We start from the raw sequence: 5441 nt of genomic DNA, 5'->3' as shown, positions 1-5441 counted from the left end.
CGGGCGGCCTGGCGGATGTCGTCCGCCGGCAGCTCGCGTTCGTCGGAGGTCCAGCAGGCGGCGACCACATAGGCGCTCGGCAGCCGCCTGCGCACGCGCCGCACGACGAGCCGGACATGGGCCTCCTCGGCGTCCAGGAACGCCACGCACACGATCGATGGCCCCGCGGCCTCCATCTCCACCACGCCGCTGGTCAGCAGGAAGTCGTCGTCCTCCAGCTGCGGGGTGAGGCCGTGCTTGCCGAGCAGCTGGGCCATGATTTCGGCCGCCGCGCCCTCGACCGGCGTGCGCGCACCCACGCAGCGCACCCGGAACGCCGGGTCGGGCCGCGGCGCGCTTTGAGGGCCCGGCGTGAGGTCCGCGGCGCTCGCGTCGGTCTCGACGCTCTCGATCGCGTCGATCGCCTCCGGGTCGTGGGTCTCCTCGCCGTCCTTGGGGTCGGCGTCATCGAAGGAGTCGAGGTCCTCGATCAGCTCCGACACCGAGGAGCGCAGCGCCTCGAGCCGCTCGGCCTGCAGGGCGCCGCGCTCGGCGTCCCGCTGGGCGAGCAGCAGGCCGGGCAGCGCCACCTCCTCGTAATAGGCCGAGAGCGAGCGCGCCTGCAGCACCTCGCGCGCCTTCTCGGAGGCCTCGATCGGGTCGCGCGCCAGCATGCGCTGGTAGAAGATCTCCGGCGGGCTGAGCGCCGGCCGGTCGCCGAGCAGCGTGTCGAGGAAGGACAGGCTCGGCACGTGCCGCCCCAAGACCACCAGGCAGATCGTCAATGGCGTCGACAGCACCAGCCCGATCGGTCCCCACAGCGCCGTCCAGAAGGTCGCCGACACCACCACGGCGACCGGCGACAGCCCGGTGCTGCGGCCGAACGCCATCGGCTCGATCAGATGGGCGAGCGTGAACTCGGTGACCGCGAAGAACGCCGCGGTGAGCAGGAAGCTGCTCCAGCCCGGATCGACCGCGGCCGCGAGCGCCATCGGGAACAGCGCCCCGATGATCGCGCCGATATAGGGCACGAAGCGCAGCACCGCGGCCATGATGCCCCACAGCGCTGCGCTCGGCACCCCGATCGCCGCGAGCCCGAAGCCGATCACCAGCCCGAACGCCGAGTTCAGCGCGAGCTGGGTCAGCAGCAGCCGCGACAGCCTTCGCGCGGCGTCGTCGAGGGCCGCCGTCGTGCGCTGGATGTCCTGCGAGCCGGCGAGCCGCATGAAGCGGTTCCGGATATCCTCGCGCTGCAGCAGGATGAAGATCACGAAGATGATCATCACGCCGGTGGTCGCCAGCGGATGGATCAGCGGCTCGATCACCGCCCGCATGTTCTCGACCGCGGTGGGCGGCGGCTGGCGGACCTGCACCGTCACCGGATCCTGCGGCTTGCCGTCGCTCCGGCGGCCGTCCGTCGGGAAGGTCTGCGCGGACGCCTTCGGCCGATCGAGCTCCTCGCCCAGATCCTGCAGCAGGTCCGCGGCGCGGTCGAGCGTCGCGCCGCCGCCCATCATCTCGCCGACCGACTGCACCTTGGCGCGCATCGTCGACTGGTATTTCGGCAGGTCCCCCGCGAGCTGCGCCACCTGCCCGGCCAGCACCGCGCCGAGGCCGACGATCACCCCCGACGCCATGAGCACCAGCGCCACCACGGCGATGCTGCGCGGAATGCGAACGCGCTTGGCGAGGCTGACCAGCGGCGACAGCACGAAGCTCAGCAGCAGCGCGAGCGCGATCGGGATCAGCAGGTCACGGCCGATATAGAGCGCGCCCACCACCGCCGCGGCGACGATCGACCACGCCGCCACCACCAGCGGACCCTCGCCGGGCCTGCGAATCCGCTCCGCCACCAATTGCTGCACGCCGCGTGTTCCCTCGCCCGGCATGGTAACGGGCCGGCGCAGGCGAGGTTCCGCCCGATCCGCCCCGCCCCCGGGAATTGGCGCCCGCCCCGTTAACGCCCCACCCTCTTCTCCCGCCGCGCCGCCGCCCCTTATCCGTCCTCGCCGCGAAGCGGTGGGGAGGGTGGCCTCCGCCGCCAGGCCGAGGTCGGGTGGGGTTCTTGGGCGTAGCGCGCCGACCCCGTCATGCCCGCTTGCGGGCATCCACGACTTCCTTCTCCGCCACGCGCGCGACCGAAGTCGTGGATACCCGGCTGCGCCGGGCATGACGGACGAGGTCCGGGCGTCTCGACACCCCACCCGGCCGGGCTCCGCCCGTCCACCCTCCCCTCTGCGAGGGAGGGAGAAGAGCGCCCTTCGCCCGAGGCGCGAAGCGAGGGAGGGGGAACAACGGGCGCGCGGCATCGGCCGCGGGCTGCGGCTCGGGGTCGTCCAGTCCTGGTCAAACAGCGGGAAGGCGCGGAGCGTCGGGCCGCCGCTCGTTCCGTAAGTCGGATAACCGGCCGCCCGGCGCTCCGCGCGCGGCGTCTTAACGATCGCTGCGGACCGCCTGCCGGCCCGGAACGGTCCTGGCCGAAGCCGGCCGAGAACCCGAAGCGCAGGGGTTTTGGCGGCGGCCTTTGGGGCCGCGCAAAACCTCGCGCGTTCCGCGCCATCCGCGCCTCAAGCGCGTCCCCGTCGTAATGCGGGGCGCGGCGTCGTCGCAGAAGGGAGCCGGCCGCGCCTTTCGGCGCTCGCACTCCCAACCCGCCGCAGTGCCGACCGTCCCGGGGCGGAGGACATCCGGTCATCCCCCGCCGCAGGCGCCGCCCCTCCCCCACATGGCCGGCCGGTCCGGACACGCCTCCCGCGCGGGAGAAGGTGATGGGATGAGAGCACGGGGGGGGGGGGGGGGGCGGGGTGTAAAGGATTATTTTCCTTATTCCGACAGAAGCCGCGTTGCATGACGCGCGGGGTTGCCCCAGCTTAGTAGCATCTAGCCCGTTCAAAATGGAGATTGAGATATCTTCCCTAGAACTAAAGGCACTCACAGACCCACCTGCGCATTCCAATCCGCGATATACATCTCAATGCGTGAGAACTCGCTCACCGACAAAGACCTGCTATGTGCAATGAAATTGAGCGCTTTTTCGAGCTCATCAAATCTCTGCTTCAACCAATGCTGCGATGGTATTAAATCTGAAAAGAGCTCCCACCTTTCAACCATAATCTGAGATAGGTTTCCAAAGTCAATAAAAGAGAGAAGATCGGCCGATTCACCTTGTAACCATGAATTCTTAACCGAAGCGCCTTTCCTACTTTCAGCCAGCGACCTTATTTTTCCTTGAACCCCATCAACCCACCACTTTTCCGCGTGGGCTTGCTCCAATCTCTCCTTTATTAACCTCTTGACTGAATTCTCGAAACAATGAAGCAAGACGTAAAGCCGCCCCATCCTCAATGCCTCATTCCGAAGCTGCAGGGGAAAAGGAGCTAATGTTTCTTCGAACAACGACCTTTCGAGCACTGTCTGGTCTGCCCCGATCCTAATTCCGGCCTGACGGAATGTCTCGGCGTCAGCTTCAAACATTATAGCCCGGAACATCCAATCGCGGATTGCGGCCGCGTTAGGCATCCAGCAGGTTCTCCCTGAGGGCACGAAAGATCGCGTTGTAAATCTCAATATCACGAGTTGCCGGGAGGTTGATCTCAATCTTATAGTTGAGGCTCATTTCTTGCGCGCCCGTCGCCCCTTCCCTTGCAGTGATCTCATCCTTCAACTTGACCCTCTCGCTATCGATGCCGGGCGTCTTATTGTCAGGTATAGTCGAATTTATATCAGCATTTTCCAGAAGGGCGAGGAAGGTTGAAGTCTGAAGCTCAGCTACCTTGTCGGACGACCGTGGCTTGATTTGAACTTTCCGTTGATCGCCGCCCTATCGGCCCTCGTAAGCCTCTCATTTATGACGAATAAATCTCCATATGCCTCCTTAAGGGCTTCGCCCAGTATCTTCTTCGATTTTGTCTTGTCACGATAGTCCAAGTATCTTTGCGTAGGACGACCATCAGCCGAGAGAAAATTCAGATCTTTAAGTATCGGGATGATGGCCCTATCGCTGCTGCTCCCGAAGCCAATTCCCGCCAAGTGCTCAAGAGTGAAGGGCTCAGGAGGCGCCCCCTCGACAATCTTTGTGAGGGTCGCTGGCAGGTTCTTAACGCTCATCATGTAGCGGTTGCTAAGCACAGCGCCCCCCCCCGATGCTGAATGGTTGTGAGGGTGCTGTGATTCTACTCCGCAGTCGACTCACGTGCAGCTGCTGATTTCGGGGGGCTCCGATACCTCTCCGGCGATCAAAGTGTGGGGCCGCCCGACCTCTCAGTTCATACAACGCAAAGCATCCGGGGCTGCGCAGCCACATGGCGATGCGTCTGCACGCCCTTGTAGGCAGCGGCGCAGTGAAGGCGCTCAGCTTCGATCATACACGCGGCTAGAGCGCGGCTTGCGCTACGCTGATCTTCTGCGATGGGCGAGTACGATCAGGGCGATGCCCCCCTCACCCCACCCTTCGCTCCTCCACCACCGTGGTCTCGTCGATGCTTCCGGCCTCGTAGAGCCAGCGCGCCAGGAAGCCGGCGGCAATTGCGCCGAGGAGCGGGGCGAGCCAGAACAGCCAGAGCTGCCCGAAATAGGCGCCGTCGGCGAACAGCGCCGGGCCGGTGGAGCGGGCGGGGTTCACCGAGGTGTTGGTGACCGGGATGGTGATCAGGTGGATCAGCGTCAGGGCGAGACCGATCGGGATGCCGGCGAAGCCGGTGGCGGCGCCCTTCGAGGTCGCGCCGAGGATGATGAACAGGAAGAAGAAGGTCGCCAGCACCTCCGTCAGGAAGCAGGCGCCGAGGCCGTACTTGCCGGGGCTGAGGTCGCCATAGCCGTTGGAGGCGAAGCCGGCGGGGACGAAGCCGGCCTTGCCGGAGGCGATCAGGTAGAGCGCGGCGGCGCCCACGACCGCGCCGACGATCTGGGCCGCCACATAGGGGCCCACATGGCGGTTGGCGCAGCGGCCGGCGGCCCACAGGCCGAGCGTCACCGCCGGGTTGAAATGGCCGCCGGAGATGTGGCCGACCGCATAGGCCATCGACAGCACGGTGAGGCCGAAGGCGAAGGCCACCCCGAGGAAGCCGATGCCGAGATCGGGGAAGGAGGCGGCCAGCACCGCCGCGCCGCAGCCGCCGAACACCAGCCAGGCCGTGCCGAAGAACTCGGCGACCATGCGCCGGGTGAGATCGTAGGGCATCGCGTTCCCTTCATCCTCCAGGGGCGGAAGCCGGGCGGCCGCGCCGCTGGATTTCAACCGGCAGTTTAGGCGCCGCGCCCGGCCGGGCGGAAGCCGGACCAAGGGCGGGGGCGCCCGGGCGGCGGATCGCTGCGCGGGAAGGCTCGCGTTCGGCCGGTTCCTGCCTATATTCGGGCCATGCCATCAAAGCCCTCCCGCAAGACCGGTTTTTCCGAAGCGCCGCAGGCCGCGTTCGAGGCTGCCGCGCCCTCCGAGCTGACCGGGGACCCCGAGCTGCTGCGCG

The 5441-nt window shown here is 66.4% G+C and carries 5 protein-coding genes; all 5 read right to left on the bottom strand.

All coding sequences use genetic code 11. The annotated features are described in order from the left end of the window. On the bottom strand, window positions 1-1844 hold a 1844-nt coding region (locus ACIKT0_RS12315; RefSeq protein WP_407105623.1), incomplete at its 3' end, for an AI-2E family transporter. Between the two features lie 1066 nt (window positions 1845-2910). Then, window positions 2911-3453, bottom strand: a complete 543-nt coding sequence (locus tag ACIKT0_RS12310) for a Swt1 family HEPN domain-containing protein (RefSeq protein WP_407105622.1) — start codon at window positions 3451-3453, stop codon at window positions 2911-2913. Between the two features lie 37 nt (window positions 3454-3490). Continuing rightward, window positions 3491-3643: a hypothetical protein gene (locus tag ACIKT0_RS12305; protein ID WP_407105621.1), complete on the bottom strand. Its 153-nt coding sequence runs from the start codon at window positions 3641-3643 to the stop codon at window positions 3491-3493. Window positions 3644-3747: 104 nt separating this feature from the next. Continuing rightward, complete coding sequence (locus tag ACIKT0_RS12300) at window positions 3748-4089, bottom strand: DUF5343 domain-containing protein (RefSeq protein ID WP_407105620.1); 342 nt, start codon at window positions 4087-4089, stop codon at window positions 3748-3750. A 328-nt stretch (window positions 4090-4417) separates the two neighbouring features. Beyond that, entirely contained in the window at window positions 4418-5158 is a 741-nt protein-coding gene (aqpZ, locus tag ACIKT0_RS12295) for an aquaporin Z (RefSeq protein WP_407105619.1), read from the bottom strand. Window positions 5159-5441: the final 283 nt, after the last annotated feature.

Source organism: Hansschlegelia beijingensis, from assembly GCF_045505405.1.
In the GTDB taxonomy this organism is placed as follows: domain Bacteria; phylum Pseudomonadota; class Alphaproteobacteria; order Rhizobiales; family Methylopilaceae; genus Methylopila; species Methylopila beijingensis_A.
Note: the sequence above shows the minus strand (reverse complement) of the source record. Positions and strands in the feature narration are given on the sequence as shown.

Excerpts from the sequence above, each read along its gene's own strand:
- aqpZ (WP_407105619.1), bottom strand. The coding sequence starts at position 5,158 with ATGCCCTACGATCTCACCCGGCGCATGGTCGCCGAGTTCTTCGGCACG.
- ACIKT0_RS12310 (WP_407105622.1), bottom strand. The coding sequence starts at position 3,453 with ATGTTTGAAGCTGACGCCGAGACATTCCGTCAGGCCGGAATTAGGATC.
- ACIKT0_RS12300 (WP_407105620.1), bottom strand. The coding sequence starts at position 4,089 with ATGATGAGCGTTAAGAACCTGCCAGCGACCCTCACAAAGATTGTCGAG.